This window comes from Kineococcus xinjiangensis, assembly GCF_002934625.1.
GTDB classification, from domain to species: Bacteria; Actinomycetota; Actinomycetes; order Actinomycetales; family Kineococcaceae; genus Kineococcus_A; species Kineococcus_A xinjiangensis.
In genome coordinates this window covers 18,612-33,935 of record NZ_PTJD01000004.1, presented here as the reverse complement: position 1 = coordinate 33,935, position 15,324 = coordinate 18,612, and the positions used below count along the sequence as shown (strand labels likewise).

The window sequence follows — 15,324 nt, the reverse complement described above, 5'->3', positions numbered from 1 at the left end:
GCCCGCGAACTACCGTGGTGGGCAAACGCTTTCCAACGTGCCGCACGACGCCGTGCCGCACCAGCCGCAGACGGAGGTCGCGATGACGCGCCAGCTCGGGATCGTCATGAACGGGGTCACCGGGAGGATGGGCTACCGCCAGCACCTCGTCCGCTCGGTGCTCGCCATCCGGGAGCAGGGCGGCGTCGAGCTGTCCGACGGCACCCGGGTCCAGCTCGAGCCGGTGCTCGTCGGCCGCAACGAGGCCAAGCTCGCCGACATCGCCGCCCGGCACGGGCTGAGCAACTACACGACCGACCTCGAGTCCGTCCTCGGCGACGACGCCTACCCGGTCTACTTCGACGCGCAGCTGACGTCCGTGCGCCGGGAGTCCATCACCCGCGCCATCGCCGCCGGCAAGCACGTCTACACCGAGAAGCCCACGGCCGAGACCCTGGAGGAGGCCGTCGAGCTCGCGCGTCTCGCCACGGCCGCCGGCGTCAAGAACGGCGTCGTCCACGACAAGCTGTTCCTGCCCGGCCTCGTCAAGCTCAAGCGCCTCGTCGACTCCGGGTTCTTCGGCCAGATCCTGTCCGTGCGCGGGGAGTTCGGCTACTGGGTGTTCGAGGGGGACTGGCAGCCCGCCCAGCGCCCCAGCTGGAACTACCGCGCCGAGGACGGCGGCGGCATCGTCGCGGACATGTTCTGCCACTGGAACTACGTCCTGGAGCAGATCATCGCCCCCGTCGAGGCCGTCACCGCCCGCGCGGTCACCCACGTCCCCGTCCGCTACGACGAGGCCGGCGAGGCGTACAAGGCCACCGCGGACGACGCCGCCTACGCCATCTTCGAGCTCGAGGGCGGCATCGTCGCCCAGCTGAACTCCTCCTGGGCGGTGCGCGTGGACCGCGACGAGCTCGTCGAGTTCCAGGTCGACGGCACCCACGGCAGCGCCGTCGCCGGGCTGTGGGGCTGCCGCGTCCAGCCGCGCAGCGCCACGCCCAAGGCCGTGTGGAACCCCGACCTGCCCGAGCAGCACCGCTACCGCGGCGACTGGCTCGAGGTCCCGGACAACGCCGTCTTCGACAACGGCTTCAAGGTCCAGTGGGAGCAGTTCGTCCGCCACGTCGTGGAGGACGCCCCCCACCCCTACGACTTCCTCGCCGGCGCCCGCGGCGTGCGCCTGGCCGAGACCGGCCTGGCCTCCTCCGCGCAGGGCCGCCGCCTCGAGGTCCCGGAGATCGCGCTGTGAGCGCCGTGGTCCGCCTGCCCGTCCCGCTGCCCGACGGCAGCGTCGAACTGCGCGAGCACGCGCTGCGCGCCCCCGGGGCGTGGGAGCGGCCCACCGGCGAGGTCCGCAGCCGCCGCGCCTTCGCCGCCGCCCACGTCGTGCCCCGCGCCGGTGCCGACAACGTGCCCGGGGCCCCGGCGGACGTCGACTGGGACTCCACCCTCGCCTTCCGCCGCCACCTGTGGTCCTGGGGGCTCGGGGTCGCCGAGGCCATGGACACCGCGCAGCGCGGCATGGGCCTGGACTGGGCGGCCGCCCAGGAGCTCATCCGGCGCAGCGCCGCCGAGGCCAGGGCCGTCGGCGGGCGGATCGCCGCCGGGGCCGGGACCGACCACATGCCTCCCGGTGCGGCGACGCTGCCCCGGGTCCGCGCCGCCTACGAGGAGCAGCTCGCCGTCGTGGAGGGCAGCGGCGCCCAGGTCATCCTCATGGCCAGCCGCCAGCTCGCCGCCACGGCCCGCAGCGCGGAGGAGTACCACGAGGTCTACTCCGCCCTGCTGCAGCAGGCCTCGGGAAAGGTGATCCTGCACTGGCTCGGCCCCATGTTCGACCCGGCGCTGACGGGCTACTGGGGCTACGAGGACGTGGACTCCGCGACCGCCTCGTTCCTGCAGCTGGTGCGGGACCACGCCGCCAAGGTCGACGGCGTGAAGGTGTCGCTGCTCGACGCCCAGCACGAGGCCGGGCTGCGCCGTCGCCTGCCCGAGGGCGTGCGCGTCTACACCGGTGACGACTTCAACTACCCCGAGCTGATCCTCGGCGACGGCGAGCACGACTCCGACGCACTGCTCGGCATCTTCGCCGCCATCGCCCCCGCCGCCTCCACCGCCCTGCAGGCGCTCGACCGCGACGACGTCGCCGGCTACGAGGCTGCCCTCAAGCCGACGCTGGAACTGGCCCGGCACGTGTTCGCCGCGCCGACCTACCACTACAAGGCGGGCATCGCGTTCCTGGCGTGGCTCAACGGCTTCCAGCCCGGCCACGCGATGGTCGGCGGCCTGCACAGCGCCCGCAGCGCCGTGCACCAGGCGGAGACGTTCCGCCTGGCCGACGAGGCGGGCCTGCTCGCCGACCCGGACCTGGCCGCCGCCCGGATGCGCTGCTACCTCGACGTCCACGGGTTCGGCGCATGACCGCCGTGGAGACCCGGGCCGCCGCCGTCGACGTCCCGTCCGGGCGCCTCGCGGCCCTGGAGACGCCCCGCCCGGGTGACCCCCGCCTGGCGCGGTTCTCGCTGAACCAGGCCACCACGAAGCACATCGGCCTCGCCGAGGCGGTGGAGGTCTGCGCCCGCGCCGGCGTCCCCGCGATCGGCGTCTGGCGGGACCGGCTGCACGAGGTCGGCCTGGACGCGGCCGTGCGCCTGGTGCGCGGCGCCGGCCTGCGCGTGTCGTCGCTGTGCCGCGGCGGCTTCCTCACCGCCGACGACGCCGACGGGCGCGCCGCCGCGCTGCACGACAACCGCCTCGCCATCGACGAGGCGGCCGCGCTGGGCGCCGACTGCCTCGTGATGGTCGTCGGCGGCCTGCCCGCCGGCTCCAGGGACCTCCCCGCCGCCCGCCGGCGCGTCGTCGACGCCGTGGGTGAGCTCGCCCCCTACGCGGGGGAGCGGGGAGTGCGCCTGGCCCTGGAGCCCCTGCACCCCATGTACGTCGCCGACCGCGCGGTGCTGTCCACCCTCGGGCAGGCTCTCGACGTGGCGGAGCAGTTCCCCGTCGAGCAGGTGGGCGTCGTCGTCGACACGTTCCACGTGTTCTGGGACCCGGAGCTGGAGCGGCAGATCGCCCGCGCGGGCGAGCGCATCGCCAGCTACCAGGTGTGCGACTGGATCACTCCGCTGCCGGCGGACACGCTGCTGGCGCGCGGGATGATGGGCGACGGCCACATCGACTTCCCCGCCATCTCCCGGGCGGTGCACGCCGCCGGTTACCGCGGGGACGTCGAGACGGAGATCTTCCACGCCGACGTGTGGGCGGCCGACCCAGACGAGGTCGTCGCCACGGTGCTGCGCCGCTACGTGGAGCACGTGCTGGTGGGCTGAGCCCCGGCCCGCGGCGCCCCGGTTCCCGCGAGGGACCGGGGCGCCGTGCGTCACCGGGTGGTCCGGCGCTCGCTCAGCAGGCGGAAGGCCACCTGCACCGCCTCCGCCAGCAGCGCGCCGGCCGTGACGGTGCGGTCGAAGACGAGGTTCAGCGCGTCCCGCTCGGGCGTGTCGGTGAAGACGTCCGTCTTGTACGGCCAGTTCTGCGTCAGCAGGACGAGGAGCAGCGCACCCGCCATGCGCAGCTTCCAGCCCCGCACCGGCAGCCCGAACAGCGCCAGCATGAACGCCACGGTGGACCACACGCTTCCACCGACGAGGATCCCCGTCGCGTGCAGCACGGTGACGAGCAGGACCAACGCCCGCGCCGGGTGGCGGTAGCCGTCGAGGTACGGCCGTTCCCAGTAGCGCACGGACCTTGCCTCCTTCGAACCGCTCTCCGCTGGACCGCCGCCCGCGGGAGCGGGAGCACCAGGGTGCCGCAGCCGGGCCCTTCAGCCACGGTCCCCTGCGGCCGGCGACCCGTCCGGCGCAGTCGGCGCACGCTCGGCCGATCGAGTCGTCTCACCCGTACGGCAGGCTTGCCCAGCCCCTGGCGTGTGTGAGGCTGGTCGCAGGTGATCGCCGAGGGCGAGGTCGAGTTCATGCCGGTTCTCCGCCGGATCGGGGCGAGCGCCATCGCGGCGGTCAGCGGGTTCATCAGCATGAACCTCCTCCTCGCCGGGCTGTTCGCTGACCTCAACCACTCTCCGGTGCCTCCGGGAGGCTGGTTCGCGGCCATCCCCGTGACCGTTGCGATCGAGGTGGGACTCTGGGCGCTGCTGCTTCCCCACCGGCGCTGGTGGGGGGTCGGGGCAGTGCTGCTCTCGCACGCAGCGTGGTTCGCCATCGGAGGCGGCCCCGGCTTCTCCTAGGGTCCGTTCCGCGGATCGCCGGAGATGGATCGCGTGGTGCAGGCGATGATCACATCGCTGTGGACGTTTCCCGGAACGGCCCCGGAACGGCCTGGAGCGGCGGTAGGGTCCCTCCCGGCCCGGGCGCCCTGCCCGGCGGGGCTCCCGCCTGTGCGGGGGCGGGAAGAGGTGGCGCCCCGTGACGAGCAGTGTCGAGACCCGGGGCGGGCGGTTCGCCGTCGAGGCCCGCGACGTCTCCGTTCCCGCCGGCGGCCTGCGCCTGGCGGGGGTGCTGCGGGTTCCCGCCGAGACCGCCGCCCCGGCGCCCGCGATCGTGCTGACCGGGCCCTTCACCGGCGTCAAGGAACAGGTCACCGGCCACTACGCGCAGGGCCTCGCGGCCGCGGGTTTCGTCACCCTGGCGTTCGACCACCGCAACTTCGGTGCCAGCGAGGGCGAGCCGCGCCAGCACGAGGACAGCGCCGGCAAGCTCGCGGACCTGCGCGCCGCGACGAGCTGGCTCGCGGCGCACGAGCTGGTGGATCCCGACCGGATCGGGTGCGTGGGCATCTGCCTCGGTGGCGGCTACGCCCTGCGCCACAGCGCCTTCGACCCGCGCATCCGCGCCCTCGCCGTCGTCGCCGCGGCGTTCAACGACCCGCGCGCGATGCAGGAGGGGATGGGGGCGCAGCAGTACCGCGGCATGATGGCGTCGTTCGCCGCGGCCAAACAGGAGCAGTTCACGACGGGCCGCGTCGACTACCTGCCCGCGGTCTCCGGGGAGCCCGGCGGTGAGGCCGCCATGGGCGGCGCCGAGCCGTTCGCCTACTACGGCACCGCCCGCTCGGCCAGCCCCGGCTGGGAGAACCGGGTGACCCGCCTCTCGATCCGCGAGCTGCTGACCTTCGACGCGGCCGTCGGCGCGGACTTCCTCGGTCCCACCCCGGCGCTCGTCGTCCACGGCCGCCGCGACGAGTACTGCTCGCCGGCTGCGGCGGAGGCGATCCACGCCCGCCTGACGGGGCCGAGGGAACTGGTGTGGCTCGACACCACGAACCACATCGACCTCTACGACCAGGCGCAGTACGTCGACCCGGCGGTGCGCCGGGTCGCGGAGTGGATGGGGGAGCACCTGTGAGGACCGCAGCCGTGCCCGGCGTCCCGCTCTGGCGCCGCGTCCGGGGGGCCGACGAGTCCCACCGGGTGACCACCCTCGAGCTCTTCTTCGACCTCGTGTTCGTGTTCGGCTTCACCCAGGTGACGGCGCTGATGGCGGCGGACCTGTCGCCGGTCGGGGCGCTGCGCGGTCTGGTCCTGCTGGCGCTGCTGTGGTGGGCGTGGAGCTCGTACTCGTGGCTGGGCAACCAGGCGCACGCCGACGAGGGAGCCGTGCGCCTGACGATGATCGCGGCCATGGGCGTCATGTTCGTCGTGGCGCTGAGCATCCCGGAGTCCTTCTCCGACATGCCGGGCGGCGTTCCGGCACCCGTGGTGTTCGCCCTCGGCTACGGCGCCGTGCGCTTCCTGCACCTGGGCTGCTACCTCGTCGCCGCGGGGGGCGACCGCGGCCTCCGCCGGCAGGTGCTCGTGACGGCCGGTCCCGTCGCGGCGGCCGTCGCCCTCCTCGTGGCCGGGGCCCTGGCCGGCCCGCCCTTCCAGCTGCCGCTGTGGGCGCTCGCGCTGCTCGTCGACTACGGCGGGATCTGGGTCGCCGGGACGTCCGGGTGGCGCCTGCCGAGCCCGGTCCACTTCGCGGAGCGCCACGGCCTCATCCTCATCGTCGCCCTCGGGGAGTCGCTGATGGCCATCGGCGTCGGGGTGACCGGGAGGCCGCTGACGCCCGCGGTGCTGGCCGCCTCGCTCGCCGGGGTGGCCGTCGCGGTGTGCCTGTGGTGGCTCTACTTCGACGTCGTCGCCCACGTCGCGGAGGGCGTCCTGGCCTCGGCGCAGGGGGAGGCCCGCAGCCGGCTGGCGCGCGACTCCTACACCTACCTGCACTTCCCCATGGTGGTCTCGGTCATCTTCATCGCGCTGGGGATGAAGAAGGTGCTCCAGTACGTCTCCGACTCGGAGCACCACACGCTCGCCGATGCGCTGACCGGACTCCCGCTGATCGCGCTCTACGGCGGCGTGGCCCTCCACCTGCTGGCCCACGTGGCCTTCCGGCGCCGCAACATCCGCACGTGGAACCCGCACCGCAGCGCGGCAGCGGCGCTCCTGCTCCTGCTGCTGCCCGCCGCCTGGTTCCTGCCGGCGCTGGCGTCGCTGGTGCTCGTCGCGGTCGTGCTGGTGGCGCTCGTGACGTACGAGGTCGTGCGCTTCGGCGACGCCCGCGCCCGCGTGCGCGGCGCGCACTCCGCCCCCGCGCACTGAACCCGGGGCCCCGGTTCCTCGCGGGCGCCGGGCGCAGGACCCATGATGCGTCCATGAGCGAGTCCCCTCGCATCCACCCGGCGGCCCGGCGGATCCCCCCGCGCGCGCTCACGACTCCCCGGGACCTCGGCGGGCCCGCGCCCGGGCGCTCCGGTCGCCGGCAGCCCGACCTCGTCCTGTGGGCGGCGAGCGAGGCCGGGCGGCTCCTGGCCGACCTGCCCGACCGCTGGCGGCACACCCAGGAGACCGCGGTGCACGCCTGGTGGGCGTCCGTGGGCCTGCCCCGCCCGGAGCAGCAGCTGCTCGTCGCCGCCGCCTACCTGCACGACATCGGCTACGCGCCGGAGGTCGTGGACTCGGGCTTCCACCCCCTCGACGGCGCCCGGTACCTGCTGCGGCAGGGCCATCCCGAGCTCGCGGCCCTCGTCGCCCACCACAGCGGCGCCGCCGTGGAGGCCCGCCACCGGGGCCTGGCGGCGGAGCTGGCGCAGTTCGCCCTGCCGGGCGGTGCCGTCGCCGACGCCCTGACGTACTCCGACATCACCACCGGCCCGCGCGGGGAGACCGTCGAGCCGGGCCCCCGGTTGCGGGAGATCGTGCGGCGCCACGGCGCGGGCAGCATCGTGGCGCGGTCCCGGCTGGAGGCCCGCGTCGACCTCTTCGCCGCGGTGGTGCGAACGCTGCGCCGGGTGGCGCGCAGCAGGCCGGCCCCGGCGCCGCTGGCCGCCAGCACCGTGGACCTCGCCTGCGCGAAGCTCGTGCGCCTCGACGGGCGGATGACCTCCGCGGAGGGGGTGGAGACCGCGCACGAGGCCCTGGAGCGGGCGGTGGAGGACCGCCCGCACTCCGTGGTCTGCGACCTGGCGCTGCTGGAGTCGCTCAGCCCGGAGGGCGCGGCGGAGCTGGCCTCGGCCACGGAGCGGACCGGGCTGCCGGTGGTGCTGCTGGAGCCGCGCGCCGGTGTGTCGGCGCTGCTGCGCGACGACGACGGCGACGCCGGACGGGCGGCGGTCGTCACCGACGTCCGCGAGGCCCTGACCGCGGTGTGCGGATGCCGCTGAGCCGTCCGGGCACGGGGTGGCCGGCGAATCGTCCCCCGTCGTGGTCGCCGGACGTGTGAGAGCGTGAACGGGTGAGCGGTGCTGCCGGGCTGGTCGAGGTCCGCCTCCTCGGCGTGCCGCTGCGGCTGCGCGCCCGCTTCGTGCGGCACATGGAGGGCCTCCTGCGGGAGCTGGCGCTCGTCCAGATCGGCGCCGGGCAGGACCTCCAGGACTCCCTCCCGCGGCGGTTGCTCGACCTCGCCGCGGAGCTCGACACCGCCTACGCCCCCTTCCGCGCCCAGCCCGCCGCGGCCATGGAGGCGGCGCTCGCCGCGGGGCGGGAGTTCCTGGACGTCCCCTTCAGCGCTCCCCGCGGCGCCGAGGCGTTCGTGGCGCGGCTGCACGAGGCGCTGGTGGAGGCGGACGGCTTCTGCCGCGCCGACGAGCACCTCCTGACGCTGCCGCTCCCGGACGACCTCGTGGACTACCGCTCGTGGATCTTCGGCGAGTTCGTCCGGCAGCTGGGCGGAGCCGAGCCGACGCCGTGGGCGCAGGCGCCGTCCACGGCCCGCGGTTCCGCCGCCTGCGACGACACGGGGCCGCCCGCGGCCGACGTCGCGGTCCCGGCCCCGACCGTCGGGGACGGACGTCCCGCGCCGGTGGACGGCGCGCCCGCGGTGGGGGACCCGCTCCTGCTGGAGCCGGTGGCCGACGCCGCCGGGGCGGCCCGCCGCCACGTGCGCCGGGTGCTGCGCGAGCTGGGTGCGGAGGAGCTGGAGGACTCCGCCGAGCTCGGCGTCTCCGAGCTCGTGACGAACGCCGTGCTGCACGCCCGCACCCCGCTGCGGGTCCTCGTCCGGTCGCTGGCGGGGGGCGGGGTGCGCGTCGAGGTGGCCGACACCTCCCCCGTGGCCCTCCAGGAGCGCTCCTTCGGCCTGGCCGCCACCACGGGGCGGGGACTGCGGCTGGTGCAGTCGGTGTCCACCGCGTGGGGCGTGGAGGCGCTGCCCGCGGGGGAGGGGCCCGGCAAGGTGGTGTGGTTCGAGCCGCACGCCATGGCGGTCGACCCGGACCTCGGCGACTTCTCCGCCGATCTGGCCGATCTGGCCGATCTGGCAGACCTCGCCGACCTCGCCTGACCCGCGCCGGCACGTCCCGGGCCGGCCGCCGGTCCCCGGCCGCGCTGCGCCTGCAGCGGTGCGCGTTCCGTGCTTGTCTGGGGAGGTGGACGACGACCCGCACCCGGAACCGGCCCTGCCGGCCGGGCATCCGGTGCCGCGCCGGCAGGAGCGTTCCGTGCGTCTCGCCGGCCTGCGGCTGCTGGTGGCGTTCGCCGGGATCAGCGTCGTCGCCGGGGTCCTCGTCGCGGGCCTGCTGGTGCCGCCCGTCGCCGCCGCCGGGCTGCTGACCAGGGAGGGCGTCGACGTCTTCGAGGCGCTGCCGGCCGCCCTGAGCGACGAGCGCGTCCCGGAGCCCACGAGCATCCTCTACGCCGACGGCACGCTCATGGCGCGCATCTACGACCAGGACCGCATCGTGGTCCCGCTGGAGGACATCGCCCCGGTGATGCGGGAGGCGATCCTCGCCATCGAGGACGCCCGCTTCTACGACCACGGCCCCGTCGACGTGCGCGGCATCGGCCGCGCCCTCGTGAACAACGCCGCCGGCAGCGGGACCCAGGGCGCCTCCACCCTGACCCAGCAGTACGTGAAGAACGTCCTCGTCCAGGACGCCGTCGCACGCGGCGACCGGGCCTCGGCCGAGGAGGCCGTCGCCAGCGAGGGAGCGGAGGGCTACGCCCGCAAGCTGCGCGAGATGAAGATGGCCGTCGGCGTCGAGAAGCGGATGAGCAAGGACGAGATCCTCGCGGGCTACCTCAACATCGTGTTCTTCGCGAACAACGTCTACGGCGTCGAGGCGGCGTCGCAGTTCTACTTCGGCAAGAGCGCGCGCGACCTGGTGCTGCCGGAGGCCGCCCTGCTGGCCGGCATGGTGCAGAGCCCCTCCCAGTACGACCCCCTGGACGATCCGGCGGCGGCGCGGGAACGCCGGGACGTCGTCCTGCGGCGGATGGCGGAGGTCGGGTTCATCGACGAGGCGGCCCGCGACGCCGCGACGGCCGCCCCCGTGGCGCTCGACGTCCAGCGCAGCCGGCGCGGGTGCATCGGGGCCGGTTCCGCCGCCTACTTCTGCGACTACGTGACGCGCATCCTGTTGCGAGACCCCGCCTTCGGCGCCACGGAGGAGGAGCGGCGCAGGACCCTGCGCGCCGGCGGCCTCGAGGTCACCACCACGCTCGACCCGCGCGTGCAGCAGGCCACCGCCGACGCCGTGCACCGCGGTGTCGCGCCGGGGCAGCCGGTCCGCGCGGCGGCCTCCGTCGTGGAGCCGGGCACCGGGCGCATCCTCGCGATGGCGCAGAACACGACGTTCTCCCCGGACGACTCGCAGCCCGGCGTGACGGTGCTCAACTACAACGTCGACAAGGCCCACGGCGGCGGCAGCGGCTTCCAGACGGGCTCCGCGTTCAAGGTCTTCACGCTCGTGGAGTGGCTGCGCTCGGGGCGGTCGCTGGAGGACGTGATCCACGCGACGGAGCGCGGCGACGACGCGTTCGCCGACTTCACCGCCTGCGGCAGGCCGATGCGCGGCGGGCGCTACACCTACGGCAACGCCGAGAGCGGCGAGTCCGGTGCCATGACGGTCCGGGAGGCGACGCGGCTGTCGGTGAACACCGCGTACGTGCAGATGGAGAAGCAGCTCGACCTGTGCGCCATCGCGGGAACGGCGCAGGACCTCGGGGTGACGCTGGCCGCCCCGACCGTGAAGGTGGAGGGGCAGCCCGCGAACACCGACCTGCACGTCTTCCCCGCCCTGACCCTCGGCGTCAACGAGGTGTCCCCGCTGAGCATGGCCGGGGCCTACGCAGCCTTCGCCGCCGACGGGACGCACTGCCGGCCCGTGGCCGTGAGTGCGGTGCGCGACCGCGACGGGCGGCCGCTGCCCGTCCCCGACGCCGGCTGCACGCAGGCGCTCGACCCGGCCGTCGCGCGGGCCGTCACCTCGGCGCTGACGGACGTGGTGGCGACCGGCACCGGCCGGGCCGCCGCGCTGGACCGGCCCGTCGCGGGCAAGACGGGCACCACCAACGCGAGCACCGACGTCTGGTTCGTCGGCTACACCTCCCAGCTCTCCGCGGCGGTGTGGGTGGGGCACGCCGCGGGCAGCCGGAGCCTCAACGGCGAGGCGATCAACGGCGTCGTGCGGGAGCGGGTCTACGGCGGGACGCTGCCGGCCCCCATCTGGCGCGACGCCGTCGGCGGCGCCTCCGCGGCGCTGGGGCTGCCCGTCCAGCCGTTCCCGGCGCCGCCCCCGCCCGAGCCGGCGCTGCTGCCGGAGCCCGCGCTGCCGCCGGAGTCGGTGCAGCTGCCCGACCCGGCGGAGCCCGCGCTGCCACCGGAGTCGGTGCAGCTGCCCGACCCGGCGGAGCCCGCGCTGCCACCGGAGTCGGTGCAGCTGCCGCCGCCGCCGTCCCCGTAGACCGGTCGATCTGCCCGGTTCGAGGGTGCACTCCTGGGCGAATCGCCTGGTACGGTCCGTCCAGCCTGGACAATTCGCTCGCCCGGGCGACGATGATCTCCTCCTCGGCAGCGGGGCCCGCGGACGTCCACGAGGACGTCGACGTCCGCGCAGCGACCCGCCCGGCCGGCGAGGACCACGGGAACGGGCGCGGCACCCCCTCAGATGCGGAGGCACGGATGGACCTCATCCAACAGAACCTGATCGACCCGGTGTCCGACGTCCTCTGGACGTACGTCCTCGTCTACGTCCTGCTCGGCGTCGGCCTCTACTTCGGCATCCGCACCCGCTTCGTGCAGGTGCGACTCTTCGGCCGGATGCTGCGCCAGGTCGCCTCCTCCCGCACCGGCGCGGAGGGCGGGATCTCCTCCTTCCAGGCGTTCGCCGTCGGCCTGGCCTCCCGCGTCGGCACCGGCAACATCGCCGGCGTCGCGATCGCCCTGACCCTCGGCGGGCCCGGCGCCATCTTCTGGATGTGGGTCGTGGCCCTCGTCGGCATGGCGACCGCCCTCGTCGAGTCCACGCTGGCGCAGGTCTTCAAGGTGCCCGCGGCCGACGGCACCTTCCGGGGCGGGCCCGCCTACTACATCGAGCGCGGCCTGAACTCCCGCGGCGGGGGCGTCCTCTTCGCCGTCCTGCTCATCTTCACCTTCGGCTTCGCCTTCAACATGGTCCAGGCCAACACCATCAGCGGTGTCCTCGCCGAGGGCCACGGCGTCGGCGAGGGCTGGACGGCCCTGCTGCTCATCGCCCTCACCGCGCCCGTCGTCTTCGGCGGCGTCCGCCGCATCGCCCGCGTCGCCGAGGTGGTGGCCCCGCTGATGGCGCTGGTCTACCTCCTGCTGGCCCTCGTGGTCGTCGCGACGAACATCACCGCGATGGGCGACGTGCTCGTCCAGATCGTCACCGCCGCCTTCGGTTTCGGGGAGGCCGCCGCGGGCATCACCGGCGGGATCGCCGCGGCGCTGCTCAACGGCGCCAAGCGCGGGCTGTTCTCCAACGAGGCCGGCATGGGCAGCGCCCCCAACGCCGCCGCCACCGCCACCACCAGCCACCCCGTCAAGCAGGGCCTGGTGCAGTCCCTCGGCGTCTTCGTCGACACCATCGTCGTCTGCTCCGCGACGGCCTTCATCATCCTCAGCGCCGGACCGGAGGTGTACACCCCCGGCTCCGACGTGGAGGGTGCGACGCTCACGCAGGCGGCCGTGGCGCACGAGCTCGGCACCGGCCTGACCCCCGTCATGACGCTGCTGGTGTTCGTCTTCGCGTTCTCCTCCGTCCTCGGCAACTACTCCTACGCCGAGGTGAACATGTCCTACCTGCGGGCTCGGCCGGTGAGCCTGCTGGTGTTCCGCACCCTCGTCGTCGCCCTCGTCGGCGCCGGTGCGGTCCTGGAGCTGACGGTCGTGTGGGCGCTCGCCGACGTGGCGATGGGCCTGATGGCCCTGGTCAACCTGGTGGCGATCGTCCTCCTGGGCAAGTGGGCCCTCGGCGCGCTGCGCGACTTCGAGCGTCAGGCCCGCAGGGGCGAGGACCCCGTCTTCCGCGCCGTCGGCAACCCCGACCTGCCCGCTGACCTGCCCGGGGGTGTCTGGACCGGAGAGGGCGCCGAACCGAAGGTCGGCCACCGCGTCTGAGCCGGTCGTGCCGACGGGCCCGTGGGGCCCGTCGGCACGGGCCGCGCACCCCGGTTCACCCGATCGACCGATCGAGCGGGGGCCGGACGCGCCGATGCACCAGGGAGGACCGCCCTGCGAGGGCGGCGGATGCGGGAGGGCGGTGGTCGCGGTGCAGGAGGCGACCGACATGCGCCGCGCCGTCTCCGCCCCCGGGCGGGCGAGCCTGATCGAGGACCTCGAACGTTCCCTGCCGGAGCTGGCGGAGGACTTCCGGGGCCTGGCCCGCCTCGCGGCCGCGGTCGGCGGCGGGATCGGCTGCGTCACCCTGGTCACGCCGCAGCGGCTGATCGTCGTGGCGAGCACCGACCCGGCGATGCCCGCGGTGCTGGAGGTCCCGGCGGAGTTCACCGCCTGCGCCCGCGTCGTCCTCGCGGGCCAGGGGGTCTGCATCCCCGACTACGACGTGGACCCCGGCTTCGCCGATGCCCCGGACATCGGGATGGGCCACGTCCGCTCCTACGTCGGAGCGCCCCTGCTGGACCCCTCGGGCGAGGTGCTCGGCAGCGTCTGCGTCCTGGGCGACGCCCCCGGCTCGGTCTGCGGCGAGCGCGTCCTGGCCGCGGTGGAGGACCTCGCCCGGCAGGGCGGGCTGCTCCTCGCGGAGCGCCGGCGCCGCACCGAGCAGGAGGCGCAGCGCGACGTCCTCGAGGCGGTCGCCGCAGGCCACCCCCTGCCCGACGTCCTCGACCGGCTGGCCCGTCACGTCGAGCGGCTGCTGGGACCCGAGGTGCTGTGCTCGGTGCTCCTGCTCGACGAGGACGGCGTGACGCTGCGCGACGGGGCGGCCCCCAGCCTTCCCGCGGAGTACCGCGAGGCCATCGACGGGGTCCGCGCGGGGGACTGCGTCGGCTCCTGCGGGACGGCGGTGCACCGGCGCGAGACGGTCGTCGTGACCGACATCGCGACCGATCCCAAGTGGGTCGGCTTCCGGGACCTGGCCGCCCGCCACGGGCTGGCCTCCTGCACGTCCCTGCCCGTCCTCGGCGACGACGGCGAGGCGCTCGGCACGTTCGCACTCTACGGCCGCGAGCCCGGCCGGGCGGTCGCGGCCGACGACACCACCATCGCGGGCTTCCGCGACCTGACCCGCGTGGCCATCGAGCGGAACCGGTCCGCCCGGCTGCTGACCCGCCTCGCCACCCAGGACACGGTGACCGGGCTGCTCAACCGCGCCGCCTTCCTCGTCGCCTCCGAGGACGTCCTCGCCCGCCGCCCGGCGCCGGGGTCCGTGCACGCCGTCCTCCTCTGCGACGTCGACCGCTTCAAGCTGGTCAACGACTCCCTCGGCCACGCCGCCGGCGACGCGTACCTGGCGTCCTCGGCCCAGGCGCTGCGCGCGGTGCTGCGCTCCGGCGACGTCATCAGCCGCTTCGCGGGCAACGCGTTCGCCGTCGTCCTGCCCGACGTGTCGCCGGACACGGCGCAGGCGGTGGCCGAGCGGGTGGTGGGCTGCTTCGCACGGCCGGTGGAGATCCGCGGCCACGCCCTCAACTTCTCCGCCAGCGTGGGGCTGACCACCACCGCGCTCAGCGCCACCAGCGACCTCAACGTCCTGCTGCGCGACGCCGACATGGCCGTGCACCACGCCAAGCGGGCGGGGCGCGCACGGGTCCAGGTCTGCGACGCCGCCCTGCGCACGCACGCCGCGGCGCACCTGGAGCTGGACCTCGCGCTGCGCGACGCCGTCGGCACCGACGAGTTCCACCTCGCCTACCAGCCGGAGATCGACACGGCCACCGGCGAGCTGGTGGGCTTCGAGGCCCTGCTGCGCTGGGTCCGACCCGGCGTCGGCCACGTCTCCCCGGCGGACTTCATCCCCCTGGCCGAGGAGAGCGGGCTCATCGTCGAGCTCGGCCGCCGCGTCCTCACCGACGCCTGCACGCAGCTCGCGGCGTGGCGGGCGAGCCACCCCGTCGCCCGGGGCCTGACGATGTGGGTCAACGTGTCCCCCCACCAGCTCGCCGACCCGGGGTTCGTGGAGACGGTCGCGGTGGCGCTGGCGGGGGCCGGGCTGCCCGGGGCCGCCCTCGGGCTGGAGATCACGGAGACGGCGGTCATGGCGGACCCCGCCGGTGCGCGGGCCACGCTGGCCAAGCTGCGGCGGGCCGGCGTCCGCATCGCCATCGACGACTTCGGCACCGGCTACTCCAGCCTGGCCATCCTCAAGGCCCTGCCCGTCGACGTCGTGAAGGTCGACCGCTCCTTCGTCAGCGGACTGGGGGAGGACCCCAGCGACACCCGGCTCGTCGCGGCGATCGTGTCCATGGCGCACGCCCTGAACCTCTCCGTCGTCGCGGAGGGGGTGGAGGAGGAGCGCCAGCACACCGTCCTGCAGGACCTGGGCTGCGAGACGTCGCAGGGCTGGCTGTTCGGCCGTCCCGTGCCCGCCGCCCAGGTCGAGGCGATCCTCACCACGGCGGAGGCCTGGTCCCCCCGCTGAGGGGCCGGG

At 74.9% G+C, this 15,324-nt stretch carries 12 protein-coding genes; 11 read left to right on the top strand and 1 reads right to left on the bottom strand.

Annotated elements, in window-relative coordinates; genetic code table 11:
* The first annotated feature begins 82 nt into the window (after positions 1 to 82).
* From CLV92_RS06725 to CLV92_RS06715, 3 genes are read left to right on the top strand one after another with little or no spacing between them, the layout of a single operon-like run.
* A complete protein-coding gene (locus tag CLV92_RS06725; RefSeq protein WP_104432267.1) occupies positions 83 to 1,231 on the top strand; it encodes a Gfo/Idh/MocA family protein in 1,149 nt (382 codons plus the stop codon).
* Complete coding sequence (locus tag CLV92_RS06720) at positions 1,228 to 2,403, top strand: dihydrodipicolinate synthase family protein (protein WP_104432056.1); 1,176 nt, start codon at positions 1,228 to 1,230, stop codon at positions 2,401 to 2,403. The genes CLV92_RS06725 and CLV92_RS06720 overlap by 4 nt, the downstream gene beginning before the upstream one ends.
* Positions 2,400 to 3,311, top strand: coding sequence for a sugar phosphate isomerase/epimerase family protein (locus CLV92_RS06715; protein WP_104432055.1), 912 nt, complete (start codon positions 2,400 to 2,402; stop codon positions 3,309 to 3,311). The genes CLV92_RS06720 and CLV92_RS06715 overlap by 4 nt, the downstream gene beginning before the upstream one ends.
* 50 nt (positions 3,312 to 3,361) lie before the next feature.
* On the opposite strand, the gene CLV92_RS06710 is transcribed toward CLV92_RS06715, so the two are convergent.
* Positions 3,362 to 3,724, bottom strand: a complete 363-nt coding sequence (locus CLV92_RS06710; RefSeq protein ID WP_104432054.1) for a hypothetical protein — start codon at positions 3,722 to 3,724, stop codon at positions 3,362 to 3,364.
* 204 nt (positions 3,725 to 3,928) lie between these two features.
* On the opposite strand from CLV92_RS06710, the gene CLV92_RS06705 reads away from it, so the two are divergent.
* The 8 genes from CLV92_RS06705 (at position 3,929) to CLV92_RS06670 (ending at position 15,315) form a co-directional block, all read left to right on the top strand.
* Positions 3,929 to 4,225, top strand: a complete 297-nt coding sequence (locus CLV92_RS06705; protein WP_104432053.1) for a hypothetical protein — start codon at positions 3,929 to 3,931, stop codon at positions 4,223 to 4,225.
* A gap of 178 nt (positions 4,226 to 4,403) precedes the next feature.
* Positions 4,404 to 5,342 carry an alpha/beta hydrolase gene (locus CLV92_RS06700; protein WP_104432052.1) on the top strand — a complete coding sequence of 313 codons (939 nt, stop codon included), beginning with the start codon at positions 4,404 to 4,406 and terminating at the stop codon, positions 5,340 to 5,342.
* Positions 5,343 to 5,353: 11 nt separating this feature from the next.
* Positions 5,354 to 6,577, top strand: a complete 1,224-nt coding sequence (locus CLV92_RS06695) for a low temperature requirement protein A (RefSeq protein ID WP_104432266.1) — start codon at positions 5,354 to 5,356, stop codon at positions 6,575 to 6,577.
* A gap of 53 nt (positions 6,578 to 6,630) precedes the next feature.
* Positions 6,631 to 7,638, top strand: a complete 1,008-nt coding sequence (locus tag CLV92_RS20925; RefSeq protein ID WP_146099439.1) for an HD domain-containing protein — start codon at positions 6,631 to 6,633, stop codon at positions 7,636 to 7,638.
* A 71-nt stretch (positions 7,639 to 7,709) separates the two neighbouring features.
* Positions 7,710 to 8,756, top strand: a complete 1,047-nt coding sequence (locus tag CLV92_RS06685) for an ATP-binding protein (protein ID WP_104432051.1) — start codon at positions 7,710 to 7,712, stop codon at positions 8,754 to 8,756.
* 157 nt (positions 8,757 to 8,913) lie between these two features.
* On the top strand, positions 8,914 to 11,157 hold the full coding sequence (locus CLV92_RS06680) for a transglycosylase domain-containing protein (RefSeq protein ID WP_146099438.1): 2,244 nt from the start codon (positions 8,914 to 8,916) through the stop codon (positions 11,155 to 11,157).
* Between the two features lie 218 nt (positions 11,158 to 11,375).
* On the top strand, positions 11,376 to 12,833 hold the full coding sequence (locus CLV92_RS06675) for an alanine/glycine:cation symporter family protein (protein WP_104432265.1): 1,458 nt from the start codon (positions 11,376 to 11,378) through the stop codon (positions 12,831 to 12,833).
* A 151-nt stretch (positions 12,834 to 12,984) separates the two neighbouring features.
* On the top strand, positions 12,985 to 15,315 hold the full coding sequence (locus CLV92_RS06670; RefSeq protein WP_158257154.1) for a sensor domain-containing phosphodiesterase: 2,331 nt from the start codon (positions 12,985 to 12,987) through the stop codon (positions 15,313 to 15,315).
* The last annotated feature ends 9 nt before the right edge of the window (positions 15,316 to 15,324 follow it).